The sequence below is a fragment of the Pseudomonas sp. R2-7-07 genome (genome assembly GCF_003852355.1).
Lineage (GTDB): Bacteria > Pseudomonadota > Gammaproteobacteria > Pseudomonadales > Pseudomonadaceae > Aquipseudomonas.
The window spans coordinates 102,514-120,000 of sequence record NZ_CP027759.1; the positions used below are offsets into that span (position 1 = coordinate 102,514).

Below are 17,487 nucleotides of genomic sequence, written 5' to 3' on the forward strand. Positions count from 1 at the left end.
GAGGTCCATTGTTAACTGACTTCGCTGGCTGGCGTACGTTCAGGGCGAATGGGTGATGTCGGCAATATCTTCAGCAGAGAGTGCGCCGGTGTCGGACGTTTCCAACACAACATAGGCGCTGCTGCAGAACAACGAGTTCAAACGCTTCATGTCGGCAATCAGCTCCAGGTGCAAGGAACTGGTTTCCAGGCTCTGCACGATTTTACGTTGCAGGCGGCTGACGTGGGCGTGGGCCAGGCGACGTTCCTGGGCGCGAAAGCGGCGCTTCTCACGCAGTAATTGGCGGGCACTTTCCGGATCGCCGCTGAGGAAGACCGACAGGCCCAGGCGCAGGTTGGCGATCAACTGGCTGTGCAGGCCGCTGAGCTCTTCCAGGCCGACCTCGGAAAATTGCCGACGTTGCGAAGTCTTCTGCTGCTGGACTTTGCGCAGCATGCGCTCAATCAAGTCGCCCGCCAGCTTCAGGTTGATGGACAGCTCAATGATTTCCGCCCATCGTCGATTGTCCTGTTCACTCAGGTCTTCACGGGGCATTTGCGCCAGGTAAAGTTTGATCGCGCTGTAAAGCGCCTCGACGTCATCGCTGAGGCTGCGCATTTCCTGGGTAATGGCGGTTTGTTTGCCGCGCAGCACTTCCTGCATCGAGGTGAGCATGTTGTCGATCAGGTCGCCGAGCCGCAGGGTTTCGCGGGCGGCGTTGGCCAGCGCCAGGCTCGGCGTATTCAGTGAGGCCAGGTCCAGGTGGCGCGGCTTGGCTTTGCCATCGGTTTCGGGACGCTCCGGCAGCAGCCATTCGCACAGCCGTGCCATCGGGCCAATGGTAGGCAACAGAATCAGGCAGCGGCTGACGTTGTAGAGCAGGTGGAACGTGATAACCATGGCCTGAGTGCTGTAGTCCAGGCCGTCCATCCAGCGTACGAGTGGGTCGAGTACCGGAATGATCAACAGCAGGCCGATCAACTTGTACAACAGGCTGCCCAGGGCGACTTGCCGCCCGGCGGTGTTCTGCATGCTGGTGCTGAGAAAGGCCAGGATGCCGCTGCCGATGTTGGCGCCGATCACCAGGCCGATGGCGACGTGCAAACCGATCACGCCGGCCCCGGCCAGGGTTGCCGTCAGCAGCACGGCGGCGAGGCTGGAGTAGGAAATCATCGCGAACAGCGCGCCCACCAGGGCATCGAGCAGGATGTCGCCGGTCAGCGACGCGAAGATGACTTTGACACCTTGGGCATGGGTAATCGGCCCGGCGGCTTCGACGATCAATTGCAAGGCGAGAATGATCAGCCCGAGGCCGATCCCGACCCGGCCGAGTTGCCCGGCCCGCGTCTGTTTACGTGACAGGAAAAAAATCACCCCGAGGAAGATCAACAGCGGCGATAACCAGGACAGGTCCAGGGTGAGTACCCGCGCCATCAACGCGGTGCCTACGTCGGCGCCGAGCATGGTGGCCAAGGCGGGCGTCAGGCTCATCAAGCCTTGGCCGACAAAGGACGTCACCAGCATCGCCGTGGCATTGCTGCTCTGCACCATGGCCGTTACCAGGATGCCGGCGACAAACGCCAGCCAGCGCTTGGACATATTCTGCCCGATGACTTGGCGCAAGTTCGAGCCGTAGACCCGCAGGATGCCGGTACGGACGATGTGCGTGCCCCAGATAAGCAGGGTCACGGCGGAAAGCAGATTGAGCAAGGTCAGCATGCTCGGCCCCCCGTGTGGGTGCGCTCCAACAGGAGCGAAGGAAAGTTGCCGCGTGCCGTTCTACGTCTTGTACTTAAGCTGTAGTTGGCGAATGGGCTCTGCGCCAGCATCGCATAGCTAAACTCGGGATTGAAACAAAACTGTCATATGTAGGAGCGAGCTTGCTCGCGAAGAACCCAAGGACAACGCGTTAAATCAGGCAGTACGCGTAATCGTTGACGTTCTTCGCGAGCAAGCTCGCTCCTACAGGTTTATTGACCCGGAACGTCCTTGCGCAGTTTCACCGGGTCCTGCTGTTTCTTCTTTTTCGCGATGGCGGTGCGCATCTTGATGTTCACCGCTTCCACTGCCAGCGAGAACGCCATGGCGAAGTAGACGTAGCCTTTTGGCACGTGCACGTCGAAGGATTCAGCGATCAGCACGGTACCCACTACCAGCAGGAACGACAGCGCCAGCATCTTCAGCGACGGGTGCTTGTCGATGAATTCGCTGATGGTGCCAGCGGCCAGCATCATCACCAGTACGGCAACCACGATGGCGGCAACCATCACCGGCACATGGGAAACCATGCCGACGGCGGTGATGACCGAATCCAGGGAGAACACAATGTCGATGATCGCAATCTGGATGATGGTGTAGATGAACTTGCCGCCGGCGCCTTTAGGCTCGTCGTTGGTTTCATCTTCACCTTCCAGGGCGTGGTACATCTCCTGGGAGCTTTTCCACAACAGGAACAGGCCACCGAAGAACAGGATCAGGTCGCGACCGGAAATGCCCTCGCCGAACACTACGAACAGGTCGGCGGTCAGTTGCATGACCCAGGTGATCGACAGCAGCAACAGGATACGCGTGACCATCGCCAGCGCGAGGCCGAAGATCCGGGTGCGTGCCTGCATGTGCTTGGGCATGCGGCTGACCAGGATCGAAATCATGATGATGTTATCGATGCCCAGGACGATCTCGAGGGCCGTCAGGGTGAAGAAGGCAATCCAGATTTCCGGATTGGTCAGCCATTCCATGTGTATTCCTTTGAGCAAATGTTAGACCGCGCAAGCTGTAGCGCCGCGCGGTAGGTGAGTCGGTACGATTATAGAGTGCTGAACAGCGGAAAAATCCCCATCAGCAACGCGGCGACCATTATGCACAGGCATACCAGTACTGCCCACTTGAGGGTGAAGCGCTGGTGATCGCCAAACTCGATACCCGCCAGGGCGACCAGCAGGTAGGTCGAGGGTACCAGTGGGCTCAGCAGATGCACCGGTTGCCCGACGATCGACGCGCGGGCCATTTCCACGGCAGTGATGCCGTAGTGGCTGGCGGCTTCGGCCAGTACCGGCAGCACGCCATAGTAGAACGCATCGTTGGACATGAAGAAGGTAAACGGCATGCTCACCAGCGCCGTGATCACCGCCAGGTACGGGCCCATGGCTTCAGGGATGACCGCCAGCAGGCTCTTGGACATGGCATCGACCATGCCAGTGCCCGACAGGATGCCGGTGAAGATACCGGCGGCGAAGATCAACCCGACCACCGCCAATACGCTGCCGGCGTGGGCCGCGACGCGGTCTTTCTGTTGTTGCAGGCACGGGTAGTTGACGATCATCGCGATACTGAACGCCACCATGAACAGCACCGGCAGCGGCAACAGGCCGGCGATGAGCGTGCACATCAGGGCAAGGGTGAGCGCGCCGTTGAACCAGATCAGCTTCGGACGGCGGGCGTCGGGGAATTGCGACACGCTGATGTCGCTGTGGTCGATCTCGTCGCCCTGCAGGTGCAGTTCACCCAGGCGGGCGCGCTCGCGCTTGCCGTACATATAGGCAATCACCAGGATCGCCACCACGCCGGCGGCCATGGCCGGGATCATCGGCACGAAGATGTCCGATGGGTCCACATGCAGCGCACTGGCGGCGCGGGCCGTCGGGCCACCCCAGGGGGTCATGTTCATCACGCCACCGGCAAGAATGATCAGGCCGGCCATGATCCGCGGGCTCATGCCGATGCGCTGGTACAGCGGCAACATGGCGGCGACGCAAATCATGTAAGTGGTGGCGCCGTCACCGTCGAGGGACACCACCAGGGCCAGCACGGCGGTGCCGACCGAGACTTTCAGTGGGTCGCCCTTGACCATCTTGAGGATCTTGCGCACGGCCGGGTCGAACAGGCCGGAGTCGATCATCAGGGCAAAGTAGAGGATGGCGAACATCAGCATCACGCCGGTCGGCGCGAGCTTGGTGATGCCTTCGAGCATCATCGGGCCGATCTTCGGCGCGAAACCGCCGAACAGCGCGAACAGGATAGGCACGATGATCAAGGCGATCAGCGCAGACAGGCGCTTGGTCATGATCAGGAACATGAACGTGATGACCATGGCAAAGCCAAGGAAAGTCAGCATAGGAATACTCCAGGCGTAGCGCGGCTAGGGAATGGCGAACCGGGTGGGGTCAGCGCAGAACGAAAGGCACGTGGCGTACGGGGGGAGTTGGGACAAACAGGCGGGTACGGGCGGACATCGGGAATCACCATTGTTGTTGTTAACAGTCGGTCTGTTGCCGACAGTGGGGGTGATCCTAGACGGGTAAGCTTTCAGCCAGCTTTCGCTGAGAAAACAGGTGATACACGGTCTTAAGGCATATGCAGATAAAAAGTGTGGGAGGGGGCTTGCCCCCGATTGCGGTGGCTCAGGCAGCTTATGGCTAGCTGACTCACCGCTATCGGGGGCAAGCCCCCTTGTGTCTTGAGTCAGGATTAGACTGAGGGTGAGAGCGGTGAGTAGCAAGCTGAATGCCCCGAGTGCTTAAAGCACGTGTGGGAGCCCACGCTGCTACTCACCTCTCCGCTCTGGACATGAGCCCGAACAGTTGAACGAGCCCACCTCGAACAGTTACAAGCGTGGGCCAAGCCAGAGCGCTCTCACTCTAAGTGTAAGAGGATTTGGCCATGTTTTCCTGTTCCGCAGGCATTGATGTTTCCAAAGACAGTCTTGAGGTTCGGATTCATTCACTTGAAGCTGGGGTAAGCTGTTCCAACACTGAAAGAGAGTTACCGGCGTTGATCGGTTGGCTAATGCTTTACCAGGTTAATCGCGTGTTGGTGGAAGCCACGGGCGGCTACGAGCGCAAAGTCGTCAAAGCGGCCCAGGCTGCCGGCCTTGAGGTTATGTGCGTTAACCCCCGTCGCGCCAAAGAGTTTTCCAGAGCGATGGGTCAAAAAGCCAAAACCGACCCGATAGACGCAAAGTCTCTGGCGCACTATGCAGCCATTCTAGACTCGCCAAGTGCCCGAATCACAAGCCCGGAACACGACAAGCTGCGCGCGTTGGTCCAGCAGCGGGAACATTTTGTTCAGCAAAGAGATGACGACAGACGACGCCTGAAAACTGCTTCCTGCGATGCGGTAAAGCCTGCATTGCAGAGCCATATCGACTATTTGAACACGGCAGTGGAGGCGATAGATCAACTAATTCGTCAAAGTGCGAACGAGCTAGATAGCGAAAAGGTGGCTCGACTGTGTTCAGTCAAAGGCATCGGGTTGGTTACTGCCACCAGTCTTATGGCTTACCTGCCCGAGCTGGGAGAAATTGGCGGACGCCCTATCGCAGCATTAGCGGGACTCGCTCCGTACAACAACGACAGCGGAAGGCATAAAGGTGCACGTCATATCAGTGGCGGAAGGTTTTCAGCTCGTCGCTCACTTTACATGGCCTGTTGGGTGGTCATCCGGGACCAGCCAGAATTCGGGACTCGATATAAGGCGCTACGTGATAAAGGGAAATGCGCCAAAGTCGCGTTGATCGCCTGTATGCGCGTTTTGTTGGTACGCCTGAACGCGATGCTGCGCGACCGTACTGAATGGATAGAGCGCACCGCTTAGCGCGGTAGCAGCTACTTCGTTCAACATCGCACGGCCTAAGGCTGTGGGAGCTTTGCTGCCTATGAGAAATGACTTCTGAATTGAATCCATTAAGACAGTTGCTCCCACATGTGGATCACTTGATTAGCTGAGTTTTTACGGCAGTTCGAGACCACCGGCCGCCTTGTGCAAAGCCCGCAGATGTTCGCCCATCTGCTTGAGATTGGCTTCGCAAGCGGCAATCTCGGCAGCACGGGCAGGCTCGAGCAGCGCCCTTACCTCTTTATCCAGTTCGCCGGTCAGCGATTGCAGTTGCTTCTGGCGCTCGGCACTTTCCGATTCCAGCCGCTTGGCTTCTGAAGGTTGCGGCAGGCCGTAGCCGCCACTGTCGAGCAGTTCGGCCGGACGGCTGAGGAAGCCGCTGTTGGCGAGAATTTGCTGCAGCGTGTTATTGGCTTTCTCCATGCCGCCGTTTTTCAGCTCCCGGGCATTGAGGTAGCGTTGTTTGACTTCGTCCTGGGCGAGCATCAGTTGTTTGCGATAGCTGGCTTGTTCCAGCAACAGCAACGCGGCGCTGGTGCGCAAATCGGCCTGGCTGAACCATTGGCGGCGCTCTTGCGCATTCAGCGACAGCCAGTCTTCGACTTGGGTTTGCTTGATCGGCAGGCGCTTGCGCAGTACGTCGAACATCGCCTGGTAGCGCTCGCGGAACGAGTCGAAGTGGTAACCCAGGCGCAACGCCTCGCGCTTGTCGTTCAGCACGCTGGTATCGGCCAACCCACGGGCGCTGAGCACTTCCAGCAAGCCGTTGGGGGTGATGTTGTCCAGGCCGGTCAATTGGGGGTTGGCGCTGCCGCTGCGCAACAGCTTCAGGCTTTCTACCGCGCAGTTGTTGGAAATAAAGAAGTAGTTGCCGTCGTAGCTCCAGTGCATCTCGGCGGCATGTTCGACCGTGTCGTTGATTTCCTGGCGGTTGAGCTTCAGCGGCACCGATGCCAAGCCGCGCAGCTCGGTCTTGGTGTATTCGTCGATGACCTGGGCCAGCGGCAGCACAAACAGGCGCGACGGGTATTTGCCCACCAGGCCGTCCCAGCTCGACAGCTGGACGTCACCGACGAAGGCGCGGTAGGACAACACCAGATGCTGATCCAGGTCCAGCCGGCAATCCGGCCCGCGCGGACGGCCCGGCGCGCAGATCACCAGACGCAGCATGCTATGGCCCCAGCGGCTTACCAGATTCTGGTTGGCTTCGGCGAGCAGGTAGTCGATTTCGTACACGCGCTCCGGGTCGATCTGGCCCAGCGGGGTTTTGGCGAAGTCATTGCCGGCGTTCAAAAACGCGTAGGTATTGCCGCAGGCGTCCTGCCCGGGCGGCGCCCAGCCAAAATGTTCCTGGTAATAGCGCGCCAGCGCGGGGCGGCGGCAGGCGTAGCTTGGGTCGAGGAGGAAGTACTCCATGTTGACCGCGACGAATTCCAGCGGGCTGGTGGTTTCGTAGATATCCGGGCTGCGCACCACTTGATTATTGTGCTGTTCGCGTTCGCCGCGACGGCCGACGTATTGCGGCCAGCCGGCGAGGTCCAGCAAGCGTGGGTCGTCACTGAGCGTGAAGCGCCGGTCATTCTGGCCACGGCATTGATCGGGCAGGCCAATCAAACCGGTGATGCTGTTCTGACGGCTGCATCGCTGGATCAGGGCTCGCTCGTCTTTGGACCAGAGGCGCGCACGGTCGTAGATATGGGTCAGTTCATGCAGCACGGTGGCGAGCATTTCCTTGCGCACGGTGCCGTGGGGGCGGTTGGTTTTCTGCGTGGCGGCGCTGCCGTCGGTCAGGCTGGCAAGCAGGTTCTGGTTAAGATCCAGTTCGGACACCAGGGAGGCCTGGCCATAAGCGTTTTCAGGCATCTTGTCGGTCCAGCCGACGTCGATACGGCGGTCCAACTGCTCGATGAAACGCGGCGGCAAGGCGCCCATCGCTTCATCGAGCAACGCCTGGCTGGCCTGCTGTTCCGCCGGGCTCAAGCCATCGGTCTTGAGCCGCAGTTGCAGGCTGGCCTGGGCTGTACCGGCACACAGCAGCACGGCCCCGGCCAGGAGCCAGGCGTTGATTCGCCTCACAGAGCGAGGATAGCTTCGGCGAGCGTCTGGTCGCTGGCATCACGGGCTTCCGGCACGCGGGTGCGCAAGGTGTCGAACGCCGCCTCGAGTTGCGCGCCACGGATCTCGCCGTTGGTGGCGACGAAGCTGGCGGCATCATCGTGGGCTTCGCGCACGATCTTGGAGTCGCGGATGGAGGTGGTGGTGTCCGAGGTGAAATCAATGGTGCGCGCCGAAGCACGCACGATGATGTTACTGGTGGCCTTCAGGGTTTGCGCCTGGGCGACATCGGCCAAAAACAGCAGGCCGAGGGCGGCGATGATCAACGGGCTACGCATGGGGTGACTCCAATACAAAGATGGACATACAAAGATGATTATTGGACGAGAATTGCCTGCGCCAGTTCAAGGTCGCTCGCATGAAGTTTTGGCTGGGTACGGCGTAGGTAATCCAGCGCGGACTCCAAGCGTGCGCCCCGCCATTGGCCGTCAGTGGCAATGAAAGCAGCAGCATCATCCTTGGCAACCCGTACCAATTTGTTGTCGAACGGCGCAGAGGTCACCTTGCTGGTGGCGTATGCGCTGACAACGGTGCTCTGGATGGACACGTCAAAGGCCGAAGCCGGCGGTGCCCAGCAGGCGCAGAACATCACAGGAACAATCAACAGACGGTATGAAAAAGCCATGGGACTCGACAACTGAAAACGAGCGCCAAGGCTAGCGCAATGACCGGATGAGGGCCAGTGCGACTGGCCCTTCCCCTGGTTTTAGATCGCCAGGATGGCCTGGGCCAATTGAGCGTCGGTTGCGGTGCTCAACTGCGGCGCCTGCTGGCGGATCTGGGCCAGGGCGCTTTCCAGTTTCACACCACGGATGGCGCCTTCGCTGGCGACAAAACTGGCCGCGTCGTCACGGGCGGCTCGCACCACTTTGTTGTCGCGCAGGGAGGACGTGGCATCAGAGGTGGCGTCGGAGGTGGCTTTCAGTGCGCCAACGATCGAATCGGTGGTCACGATAAAGCTGCTCGCGTTGGCATTGGCAGCAACGACCAACAGGGCGGCAGTGCACAGCAGGCGAAGACGGGACATGGGGTAACTCCTGTAGATGAGCAAATAAAGTGGCACAGAGTGGCCACAATGAAACGGACGTTGGCATTTGGGCATCTGACGCCCGTTCTACAAGGTTCGCCACGTAGTGATTGGATATTAGGCCACCGCTTGTCCATTCGGAAGTCGTCGTTTAACTGTTATGGTTATATTTTAAAATATAAAAACTGTATTGGTTCGGCAGATTATCGCTGTCTCAATTGCATCGCATCAGAAACAGCAAAGCCCGCCTCCAGTTTCCCGGGGCGGGCTTTGCTTTGACAAATCAGAGTGCTGGCAGTGGACCCGTCAGGTCAGGGCCAGCGAGCGCCAATCAGCGCCAGAACGGCTTGCTCAGCTCTTCGTAGCGTTGAGCTTCGCTGATACCGGCATCGGCCAGCAGACGCGAATCCAGGCGAGCCAGTTGGTGGCGGCTGGAGATGCGGCGCTGCCACAACATCAGGTTGGCGAGAACGCGCAGAGGCAGGGAAGCCTGGGTGTTAACAGCTTTTTCTTCGAAGAACAGTTCGGAACTGAGTGTACGTTCCATGATGACATCCTTCCGCTTGTGGCGGGATTAGGTAGTGGTTTAACTGATGCCAATCATCCTCCTCCCGCGCAAGACTCTCTAGATACAGTTCACCTGTATTGTGAGGGGCCAGTTAACTGTTTATAGAGGCTGTACGGTACGAAATGAGGGCAACTGTACCTGTTCGCACTGAAACAGTGCGAAATTGGCATTTTAGAGGAAGGTCGTAGGTTATTTCGGTAGGAAATGACCGGTACAGCAGTACAGTTTTTGACGTAACTGCCGCTTAAGCGACCGGGTCGATGAAACTGTCTAGGCATCAACCCGGTTGTGTACCCCTCAAGCCTTGAGCATGTGTCCGGTTTCTTCCAGGTTAATGTGCCAGCTCAGTGCATCACGCAGGATGTGCGGGGTATGCCCGCCAAGCGCGCAGGCGGCCTCGAAGTAACTGTTCAGCGCATCCCGGTACGCCGGGTGCACACAGTTGTCGATGATCACTCGGGCCCGCTCCCGTGGCGCCAGGCCACGCAAGTCGGCCAGGCCCACTTCGGTCACCAGGATGTCTACGTCATGTTCGGTGTGGTCCACATGGCTCACCATCGGTACCACGCTGGAAATCGCGCCGCCTTTGGCAATCGACTTGGTCACGAAGATCGCCAGGTGCGCATTGCGCGCAAAGTCCCCGGAGCCGCCAATACCGTTCATCATTCGCGTGCCGCAAACGTGGGTGGAATTGACGTTGCCGTAGATATCGAACTCCAACGCGGTGTTGATACCAATAATGCCCAGGCGACGCACCACTTCAGGATGGTTGGAAATCTCCTGCGGGCGCAGCACCAATTTGTCCTTGTAGTGCTCAAGATTGCCAAACACGTCGGCATTGCGCCGCTCCGACAGGGTAATCGAGCTGCCGGAGGCGAAGCTCAGCTTGCCGGCGTCGATCAAGTCGAACGTCGAGTCCTGCAGCACTTCCGAATACATGGTCAAGTCTTCGAACGGCGAGTCAATCAGGCCACACATCACCGCGTTAGCGATATTGCCGATACCGGCCTGCAGCGGGCCGAGCTTGTTGGTCATGCGGCCGGCGTCTACTTCCTGTTTCAGAAAGTTGATCAGGTGATTGGCGATGCCTTGGGTATCGGCGTCGGGTGGCGTCACGGTGGACGCAGAGTCCGCCTGATTGGTGATCACAATAGCGACGATTTTTTCGGGCGGGATAGGAATCGCCGGGCTGCCAATGCGGTCGTCGACTTTAACCAGCGGAATCGGCGTGCGGGTTGGCCGATAGGAGGGGATGTAAATATCGTGCAGCCCTTCCAGGTTCGGATTGTGCGCCAGGTTGATCTCGACGATCACTTGCTTGGCAAAAATCGCGAAGCTGGCCGAGTTGCCTACCGAGGTGGTGGGCACGATATGCCCAAGCTCGGTGATTGCAACGGCTTCGATTACCGCGATGTCCGGCAACTTGAGCTGGTTATTGCGCAGTTGCTCGACAGTTTCCGACAGGTGCTGGTCGATAAACATCACCTCGCCCGCGTTGATCGCCTTGCGCAGCGTGCTGTCCACTTGAAAGGGCATGCGGCGCGACAGCACGCCGGCTTCGGTCAATTGCTTGTCCAGGTCATTGCCCAGGCTGGCACCGGTCATCAGGGTGATTTTCAGCGGGGAAGTCTTGGCGCGCTCGGCCAGGGCGTGAGGAACGGCCTTGGCTTCACCGGCGCGGGTGAAGCCGCTCATGCCGACGGTCATGCCGTCCTCGATCAGTGCTGCGGCGTCTGCCGCGCTCATGACCTTGTTCAACAACGAAGGCAAGCGGATACGATCACGGTACATGAATGGTCATCTCAGGCTACGGAAGCAAGGTGGGCAGTGTAGTGATTTCAAAAAGTTTCGGCCCGCTACCATGGTCGAATGCCGAGTAGCGATTTAGAGCCTTTGGTCGGGTTTCATATGAGTGTGCAAGCGGGACGTGCAACGTCCCCGGCTGCATTCCCACGCAGAGCATGGGAACGAAAAAACCCCAGCCTACGTGAGGCCAGGGTTTCGGGTGTTGCGCTGGCGCAGTGTTATTCGACGGCCTTGACCATGTCTTCGATGACCTTCTTGGCATCGCCAAAGACCATCATGGTCTTGTCCAGGTAGAACAACTCGTTATCCAGGCCCGCGTAGCCGCTGGCCATCGAGCGCTTGTTGACGATGATGGTCTTGGCCTTGAACGCTTCAAGGATCGGCATGCCGGCGATCGGTGAGTTCGGATCGTTCTTGGCGGCCGGGTTGACCACGTCGTTGGCGCCCAGCACCAGTACCACGTCGGCCTGGCCGAACTCGGAGTTGATGTCCTCCATCTCGAACACCTGGTCGTACGGTACTTCTGCTTCGGCGAGCAGTACGTTCATGTGCCCAGGCATACGGCCCGCCACCGGGTGGATCGCATACTTCACTGTCACGCCGCGGTGCGTCAGCTTCTCGGTCAGTTCCTTGAGCGCGTGTTGCGCCCGGGCCACTGCCAGGCCGTAGCCCGGCACGATGATCACGGTGTCGGCGTTGGTCAGCAGGAACGTGGCATCGTCGGCCGAGCCGGACTTCACCGGCCGTGCTTCTTTAGAGCCTGCCGCAGCGGTGGCGTCTGGCGTGTTGCCGAAACCGCCGAGCAGTACATTAAAGAAGGAACGGTTCATCGCCTTGCACATGATGTACGAGAGGATTGCGCCGCTGGAACCCACCAGGGAGCCGGCGATGATCAGCATCGAATTGTTCAGCGAGAAGCCGATGCCCGCCGCTGCCCAGCCGGAGTAGCTGTTGAGCATCGACACGACGACCGGCATGTCGGCGCCGCCGATCGGGATGATGATCAGCACGCCCAGGACAAAGGCCAGGGCCAGCATCACTGCGAAGGCAGTCAGGTTGCCGGTGAACATGAACGCCAGGCCCAGGCCCAGCGTGAGCAGGCCCAGCACCAGGTTGAGCTTGTGCTGGCCACCGAACTGTACCGGTGCGCCCTGGAACAGGCGGAACTTGTACTTGCCCGACAGCTTGCCGAAGGCGATCACCGAACCGGAGAAGGTGATTGCGCCGATGGCGGCGCCGAGGAACAGCTCCAAGCGGTTGCCCGCAGGAATCGCGTCGCCCAGGTGTTTGACGATGCCCAGCGATTGCGGTTCGACCACAGCTGCAATGGCGATAAACACTGCGGCCAGGCCGATCATGCTGTGCATGAAGGCTACCAGCTCCGGCATCTTGGTCATTTCTACGCGCTTGGCCATGATCGAGCCGGCGGTGCCGCCGATCAGCAGGCCGACGATCACGTAGCCGATACCGGCAGTCGCCAGCTCAGCGCCGAGCTTATAGATGAGGCCGACGGTGGTGAGTACCGCCAGCGCCATGCCGAGCATGCCGAACAGGTTGCCGCGCCGCGAAGTGGTCGGGTGCGAGAGGCCTTTGAGGGCTTGGATGAAACAGATCGACGCAATCAGGTAGAGCGTCGTGACGAGGTTCATGCTCATTACTTTGGCGCCTCTTCTTTTACTTTCGGGGCTTTTTTCTTGAACATCTCAAGCATGCGCCGCGTGACCAGAAAGCCACCAAATACGTTGACCGCTGCCAGCGCCACGGCCAGGGTGCCCATCGTCTTGCCCAGCGGCGTCACCGTGAGAGCGGCGGCGAGCATGGCGCCGACGATCACGATAGCCGAAATGGCGTTGGTCACGGCCATCAACGGCGTGTGCAGCGCGGGTGTCACGTTCCAGACCACGTGGTAACCGACATAAATCGCCAGCACAAAGATGATCAGGTTGTAGATACCGGGGGAGATAAGCTCTTCCATCGTCTGAATCCCTGCTTAGGCGTTTTTGCGGATGACTTGGCCGTCGCGGCACATCAGGCACGCGGCGACGATGTCGTCTTCGAGGTTGATTTCAAACTGCCCTTCCTTGGTGAACACCAGCTTCAGGAAGTCCAGCAGGTTGCGTGCATACAAGGCCGACGCATCGGCGGCCACGGCGCCGGCCAGGTTTGTCGGGCCGCAAATGATCACGCCGTTTTCCACCACCACTTGATCTGCGACCGTCAGCGGGCAGTTGCCGCCCTGGGCTGCCGCGAGGTCAATGACGACCGAGCCCGGCTTCATCTGTGCGACGGTCTCGGCGCTGAGTAAGGTCGGTGCTTTGCGACCGGGGATCAATGCCGTGGTGATGACGATATCGGCTTGCTTGGCGCGCTCGTGCACAGCCAGGGCCTGGCGCTGCATCCAACTGGTGGGCATCGGGCGTGCGTAACCACCGACGCCGACCGCGCATTCACGTTCCTCATCGGTTTCGTAAGGCACATCGACGAACTTGGCGCCGAGGGATTCGATCTGTTCCTTTACGGCCGGGCGTACGTCAGAGGCTTCGATTACTGCACCCAGGCGTTTCGCCGTGGCAATGGCCTGCAAACCGGCGACGCCAGCGCCAAGGATCAGCACGCGGGCCGCTTTCACGGTGCCTGCGGCGGTCATCAACATCGGCATGAAGCGCGGGTAGTGGTGGGCAGCCAGCAATACCGCCTTGTAACCGGCGATGTTGGCTTGTGAAGACAGCACATCCAGGCTCTGGGCCCGCGAGGTGCGTGGCGCCGCTTCGAGAGCGAAGGCCGTGATGCCGCATTCTGCGAGCTTGGCGATGGTTTCGTTGCTGAACGGATTGAGCATGCCCACCAATACGGTGCCGCTTTTGATCAGCGCCAGTTCGCTGTCGCTGGGGGCAACCACCTTGAGGATCAGTTCGGCGCCAAACGCATCGTTGGCGCTGCCAATGGTTGCGCCTGCCGTTTCATAGGCACTGTCGACGATGCTGGCTTTAATGCCTGCGCCGCTTTGTACAGTGACCTTATGGCCCTGGCCGATCAGCTTCTTGATGGTTTCCGGGGTGGCAGCCACCCGCGTTTCACCGGTCTGGGTTTCGAGAGGAACACCAATGTGCACGTCAAATCTCCTGCATGATCTTTTTGCTTTTGATCTTTTTGTAAAAAGGCCAGTGCGCCGTGAGTGGCGCAGCTGGGGCGGCCGATCAGCACGATCCCGCTGAAATGACAGCGGGGCGCGGCATTTTGCAGGCGAACTTTACGGCCTTCAAGGGATTATGACGGGTGACGAAAAATTAACTACAAGTCACCCTGTGACTGATTGTCGCAATGCACTGGAATAACCTTATTGAATACAGGCTGTTAAGCAATTTTGTAGTGAAATATACGGTTTCCACATGGTCATGGTGAATAGTCGGTTATTGACCCGTGATGGTCGCTATAGGCCTTGAAAATCATGGCTTTGAGCCTCATCTGTGTTCGGCAGGTACAGTCTGTTTAAATGCGACATCTACGTATATCTGTAGGGCTTTTATTCATCTGACTACAAGGTCAATAAATTGCTGTATGCCTTTAAATATTGGGGTTGTAGCGCTGAGATTGGCCGATAAGCCAGTCTCGGAACGCATGCAATGAAGCAGATTCGACCTTTCGGTCTGGAATCATCAAGTAATAGGCCTTATCGCTGCTCAGGGTCTGGTTAGCGGCGATCACCAACTGTTTCTCCTGTAACTCCCGCTGGATCAAGAAGGGCGGGATCAGCGCGATGCCCATGTCATGCATAGCCGCCTGGGACAACATTGAGAATAGCTCGTAACGCGGGCCTGTCATGTCGCGGGGAACGCTCAGTTGCTGGGCGTTGAACCACTGGCGCCAGGCATAAGGGCGGGTTGTCTGCTGCAGCAGGGGCAGTTCGGCGATTTCCCGAGGAGTGAAGTGCGCAAGGTCGCCGAGTAAGCGTGGGCTGCAGACGGGCACAGGGTTTTCACCCATGAGCCGATGGGATTCCGTGCCGGACCAGTCGGCATCGCCGAAGTAGATCGCAGCGTCGAACTCGGTGTCGGCAAACAGGAAGGGGCGCGTGCGGTTGGTCAGGTTGACCGTCACTTCCGGATGCTGCTGTTGGAAGTCCTTCAGGCGCGGGATCAGCCACTGGGTGCCAAACGTCGGTACCACCGCCAGTTCGATCACATTCGCACCCTGCTGGCCCATGACGGAAAGGGTGTCGCGCTCCACTGCGTCCAGTTGCGTTGCCACTCTGCGGCTATAGGACAGCCCTGCCTCGGTCAGCTTCACTCCGCGCCGCGAGCGCCGAAACAGTTCGACACTCAAAAACTCTTCAAGGCTGGCGATCTGCCGGCAGATCGCGCCTTGGGTGATGGAAAGCTCCTGCGCCGCCTTGGTGAAGCTCTCGTGGCGGGCTGCTGCTTCAAAGCTGATGAGCGCGGTAGTGCTGGGGATTTTCCTGCGCATGTACATTGTCCTCACATGTAAGGCGCATTTTTGGCCTTATCGAGCATCACGAAGTGAGAAATTAGCACAAGCTCATGCAGAAACCTCGTTTGCCCTCTGCACCGTCCCGACCTAGTCTGCATGCACGACGTTTGATTCTTTTCGTGAGGACTTATTCATGGCTGGCAAGGCAAGCTTCAACTGGATCGATCCACTGCTGCTGGATCAACAGCTCACCGAAGAAGAGCGCATGGTGCGTGACAGTGCCGAGCAATTTGCTCAGGACAAGTTGGCGCCTCGAGTGCTTGAAGCTTTCCGTCATGAAAAGACCGACCCCGCGATTTTCCGCGAGATGGGCGAAACCGGCTTGTTGGGAGCGATGATCCCCGAGCAATACGGTGGCAGTGGCTTGAACTATGTCAGCTACGGGTTGATTGCCCGTGAAGTCGAGCGGGTCGATTCCGGTTATCGCTCGATGATGAGCGTGCAGTCCTCACTGGTGATGGTGCCGATCAATGAATTCGGTACCGAGGCGCAAAAGCAAAAGTACCTGCCGAAATTGGCCTCGGGCGAATGGATCGGCTGCTTCGGTCTCACCGAGCCCAATCATGGTTCTGATCCAGGCGCGATGATCACCCGTGCGCGCAAAGTGGAGGGCGGCTACAGCCTGAGCGGCGCGAAGATGTGGATTACCAACAGCCCGATCGCCGACGTGTTTGTGGTGTGGGGCAAGGACGATGCCGGCGACATACGCGGTTTTGTCCTGGAGAAGGGCTGGAAAGGCCTGAGCGCGCCGGCGATTCACGGCAAGGTCGGCCTGCGAGCGTCTATTACCGGCGAAATCGTGATGGATAACGTATTTGTCCCGGAAGAGAACATCTTTCCGGATGTGCGTGGCTTGAAGGGACCTTTTACTTGCCTGAATTCGGCACGATACGGCATCTCCTGGGGCGCGTTGGGCGCTGCGGAGTTCTGCTGGCATACCGCGCGTCAGTACACCCTTGATCGCCACCAGTTTGGCCGGCCATTGGCCGCGACGCAGTTGATCCAGAAGAAGCTGGCCGACATGCAGACCGAGATCACGTTGGCGCTGCAAGGCTGCCTGCGGTTGGGTCGGATGAAGGATGAAGGGACGGCGGCGGTCGAGATCACTTCGATCATGAAGCGCAACTCATGCGGCAAGTCCCTGGATATCGCGCGCATGGCCCGGGACATGCTCGGTGGTAACGGCATCTCCGATGAGTTTGGGGTGGCGCGGCATTTGGTCAACCTGGAGGTGGTCAACACCTATGAAGGTACCCATGACGTGCATGCCTTGATCCTGGGGCGCGCGCAAACCGGTCTTCAGGCGTTCTATTAATAGGAGCATGGGCATGGGCGCGCTTTCGCATCTGCGAGTACTGGATTTATCGCGAGTACTGGCGGGCCCTTGGTCCGGACAGATACTTGCGGACCTCGGGGCCGAGGTAATCAAGGTCGAAAGGCCGGGCAATGGTGACGACACGCGCGCCTGGGGGCCGCCCTTCCTCAAGGATGCTTATGGTGAGAACACCAGTGAGGCGGCGTACTACTTGTCTGCCAACCGAAATAAAGAATCGGTGACCATCGACTTCACCAAGCCTGAGGGGCAGAGGCTGGTGCGTGACCTGGCTGCCAAGTCGGACATTCTGATCGAGAACTTCAAAGTCGGTGGCCTGGCGGCTTATGGCTTGGATTATGAGTCGCTCAAGGAGATAAATCCGGAGCTGATCTATTGCTCGATCACCGGTTTTGGCCAGACCGGGCCTTATGCCACGCGTGCCGGCTATGACTTCATGATTCAAGGGTTGGGTGGGTTGATGAGCCTGACCGGTCGGCCTGAGGGGGATGATGGTGCGGGGCCGGTGAAGGTTGGGGTGGCATTGACCGATATTCTCACGGGGCTTTATTCAACCGT

The 17,487-nt window shown here is 58.9% G+C and carries 16 protein-coding genes (1 of these 16 only partly in view); 3 read left to right on the plus strand and 13 right to left on the minus strand.

Annotated elements, in window-relative coordinates; translation table 11 throughout:
- Positions 1-39: 39 nt before the first annotated feature.
- The 3 genes from C4J86_RS00500 to C4J86_RS00510 all read right to left on the minus strand — a co-directional run bounded on the left by C4J86_RS00500 (position 40) and on the right by C4J86_RS00510 (position 4,093).
- Positions 40-1,698 carry a Na/Pi cotransporter family protein gene (locus C4J86_RS00500; RefSeq protein WP_124369101.1) on the minus strand — a complete coding sequence of 553 codons (1,659 nt, stop codon included), beginning with the start codon at positions 1,696-1,698 and terminating at the stop codon, positions 40-42.
- Between the two features lie 251 nt (positions 1,699-1,949).
- Positions 1,950-2,717: a TerC family protein gene (locus C4J86_RS00505; RefSeq protein WP_124369102.1), complete on the minus strand. Its 768-nt coding sequence runs from the start codon at positions 2,715-2,717 to the stop codon at positions 1,950-1,952.
- A gap of 68 nt (positions 2,718-2,785) precedes the next feature.
- Complete coding sequence (locus C4J86_RS00510; RefSeq protein WP_124369103.1) at positions 2,786-4,093, minus strand: CitMHS family transporter; 1,308 nt, start codon at positions 4,091-4,093, stop codon at positions 2,786-2,788.
- Positions 4,094-4,638: 545 nt separating this feature from the next.
- Between C4J86_RS00510 and C4J86_RS00515 the strand changes: the two genes are divergently transcribed.
- Positions 4,639-5,571: a transposase gene (locus tag C4J86_RS00515; RefSeq protein ID WP_124369104.1), complete on the plus strand. Its 933-nt coding sequence runs from the start codon at positions 4,639-4,641 to the stop codon at positions 5,569-5,571.
- A 135-nt stretch (positions 5,572-5,706) separates the two neighbouring features.
- Here the strand turns inward: C4J86_RS00515 and C4J86_RS00520 are convergent, their stop codons facing one another.
- The 10 genes from C4J86_RS00520 to C4J86_RS00565 all read right to left on the minus strand — a co-directional run bounded on the left by C4J86_RS00520 (position 5,707) and on the right by C4J86_RS00565 (position 15,572).
- Positions 5,707-7,668 (minus strand): DUF4105 domain-containing protein, encoded by a 1,962-nt coding sequence (locus C4J86_RS00520; RefSeq protein WP_124369105.1) that lies wholly within the window; start codon positions 7,666-7,668, stop codon positions 5,707-5,709.
- Positions 7,665-7,985 carry a DUF2388 domain-containing protein gene (locus C4J86_RS00525; RefSeq protein WP_124365308.1) on the minus strand — a complete coding sequence of 107 codons (321 nt, stop codon included), beginning with the start codon at positions 7,983-7,985 and terminating at the stop codon, positions 7,665-7,667. The genes C4J86_RS00520 and C4J86_RS00525 overlap by 4 nt, the downstream gene beginning before the upstream one ends.
- A 38-nt stretch (positions 7,986-8,023) precedes the next feature.
- Complete coding sequence (locus C4J86_RS00530; RefSeq protein ID WP_124360666.1) at positions 8,024-8,332, minus strand: DUF2388 domain-containing protein; 309 nt, start codon at positions 8,330-8,332, stop codon at positions 8,024-8,026.
- An 81-nt stretch (positions 8,333-8,413) separates the two neighbouring features.
- Positions 8,414-8,734 (minus strand): DUF2388 domain-containing protein, encoded by a 321-nt coding sequence (locus C4J86_RS00535; protein WP_124369106.1) that lies wholly within the window; start codon positions 8,732-8,734, stop codon positions 8,414-8,416.
- 331 nt (positions 8,735-9,065) lie between these two features.
- On the minus strand, positions 9,066-9,281 hold the full coding sequence (locus C4J86_RS00540; protein WP_003187413.1) for a DUF1127 domain-containing protein: 216 nt from the start codon (positions 9,279-9,281) through the stop codon (positions 9,066-9,068).
- A 318-nt stretch (positions 9,282-9,599) separates the two neighbouring features.
- Entirely contained in the window at positions 9,600-11,093 is a 1,494-nt protein-coding gene (locus C4J86_RS00545) for an acetyl-CoA hydrolase/transferase family protein (RefSeq protein ID WP_124365309.1), read from the minus strand.
- 233 nt (positions 11,094-11,326) lie between these two features.
- Positions 11,327-12,763 (minus strand): NAD(P)(+) transhydrogenase (Re/Si-specific) subunit beta, encoded by a 1,437-nt coding sequence (locus C4J86_RS00550; protein WP_124369107.1) that lies wholly within the window; start codon positions 12,761-12,763, stop codon positions 11,327-11,329.
- Entirely contained in the window at positions 12,763-13,083 is a 321-nt protein-coding gene (locus C4J86_RS00555; RefSeq protein ID WP_003187417.1) for an NAD(P) transhydrogenase subunit alpha, read from the minus strand. The genes C4J86_RS00550 and C4J86_RS00555 overlap by 1 nt, the downstream gene beginning before the upstream one ends.
- 15 nt (positions 13,084-13,098) lie before the next feature.
- Positions 13,099-14,220 (minus strand): Re/Si-specific NAD(P)(+) transhydrogenase subunit alpha, encoded by a 1,122-nt coding sequence (locus C4J86_RS00560; protein ID WP_124365312.1) that lies wholly within the window; start codon positions 14,218-14,220, stop codon positions 13,099-13,101.
- 452 nt (positions 14,221-14,672) lie between these two features.
- Positions 14,673-15,572: a LysR family transcriptional regulator gene (locus tag C4J86_RS00565; protein ID WP_124369108.1), complete on the minus strand. Its 900-nt coding sequence runs from the start codon at positions 15,570-15,572 to the stop codon at positions 14,673-14,675.
- A 157-nt stretch (positions 15,573-15,729) separates the two neighbouring features.
- Between C4J86_RS00565 and C4J86_RS00570 the strand changes: the two genes are divergently transcribed.
- A complete protein-coding gene (locus C4J86_RS00570) occupies positions 15,730-16,911 on the plus strand; it encodes an acyl-CoA dehydrogenase (protein ID WP_124360672.1) in 1,182 nt (393 codons plus the stop codon).
- Positions 16,912-16,924: 13 nt separating this feature from the next.
- Positions 16,925-17,487: the 5' portion of a CaiB/BaiF CoA-transferase family protein gene (locus C4J86_RS00575; protein ID WP_124369109.1), read on the plus strand. 658 nt of this gene lie beyond the right edge of the window; the window shows 563 of its 1,221 coding nt (coding positions 1-563); its start codon is at positions 16,925-16,927; the stop codon falls past the right edge of the window.

What these genes read in the sequence shown, in the direction of transcription:
- C4J86_RS00515 (WP_124369104.1), top strand. Translation starts at nt 4,639, where the DNA reads ATGTTTTCCTGTTCCGCAGGCATTGATGTTTCCAAAGACAGTCTTGAG.
- C4J86_RS00545 (WP_124365309.1), bottom strand. Translation starts at nt 11,093, where the DNA reads ATGTACCGTGATCGTATCCGCTTGCCTTCGTTGTTGAACAAGGTCATG.
- C4J86_RS00500 (WP_124369101.1), bottom strand. Translation starts at nt 1,698, where the DNA reads ATGCTGACCTTGCTCAATCTGCTTTCCGCCGTGACCCTGCTTATCTGG.
- C4J86_RS00525 (WP_124365308.1), bottom strand. Translation starts at nt 7,985, where the DNA reads ATGCGTAGCCCGTTGATCATCGCCGCCCTCGGCCTGCTGTTTTTGGCC.
- C4J86_RS00540 (WP_003187413.1), bottom strand. Translation starts at nt 9,281, where the DNA reads ATGGAACGTACACTCAGTTCCGAACTGTTCTTCGAAGAAAAAGCTGTT.
- C4J86_RS00505 (WP_124369102.1), bottom strand. Translation starts at nt 2,717, where the DNA reads ATGGAATGGCTGACCAATCCGGAAATCTGGATTGCCTTCTTCACCCTG.
- C4J86_RS00570 (WP_124360672.1), top strand. Translation starts at nt 15,730, where the DNA reads ATGGCTGGCAAGGCAAGCTTCAACTGGATCGATCCACTGCTGCTGGAT.
- C4J86_RS00565 (WP_124369108.1), bottom strand. Translation starts at nt 15,572, where the DNA reads ATGCGCAGGAAAATCCCCAGCACTACCGCGCTCATCAGCTTTGAAGCA.
- C4J86_RS00550 (WP_124369107.1), bottom strand. Translation starts at nt 12,763, where the DNA reads ATGAGCATGAACCTCGTCACGACGCTCTACCTGATTGCGTCGATCTGT.
- C4J86_RS00535 (WP_124369106.1), bottom strand. Translation starts at nt 8,734, where the DNA reads ATGTCCCGTCTTCGCCTGCTGTGCACTGCCGCCCTGTTGGTCGTTGCT.
- C4J86_RS00530 (WP_124360666.1), bottom strand. Translation starts at nt 8,332, where the DNA reads ATGGCTTTTTCATACCGTCTGTTGATTGTTCCTGTGATGTTCTGCGCC.
- C4J86_RS00510 (WP_124369103.1), bottom strand. Translation starts at nt 4,093, where the DNA reads ATGCTGACTTTCCTTGGCTTTGCCATGGTCATCACGTTCATGTTCCTG.
- C4J86_RS00555 (WP_003187417.1), bottom strand. Translation starts at nt 13,083, where the DNA reads ATGGAAGAGCTTATCTCCCCCGGTATCTACAACCTGATCATCTTTGTG.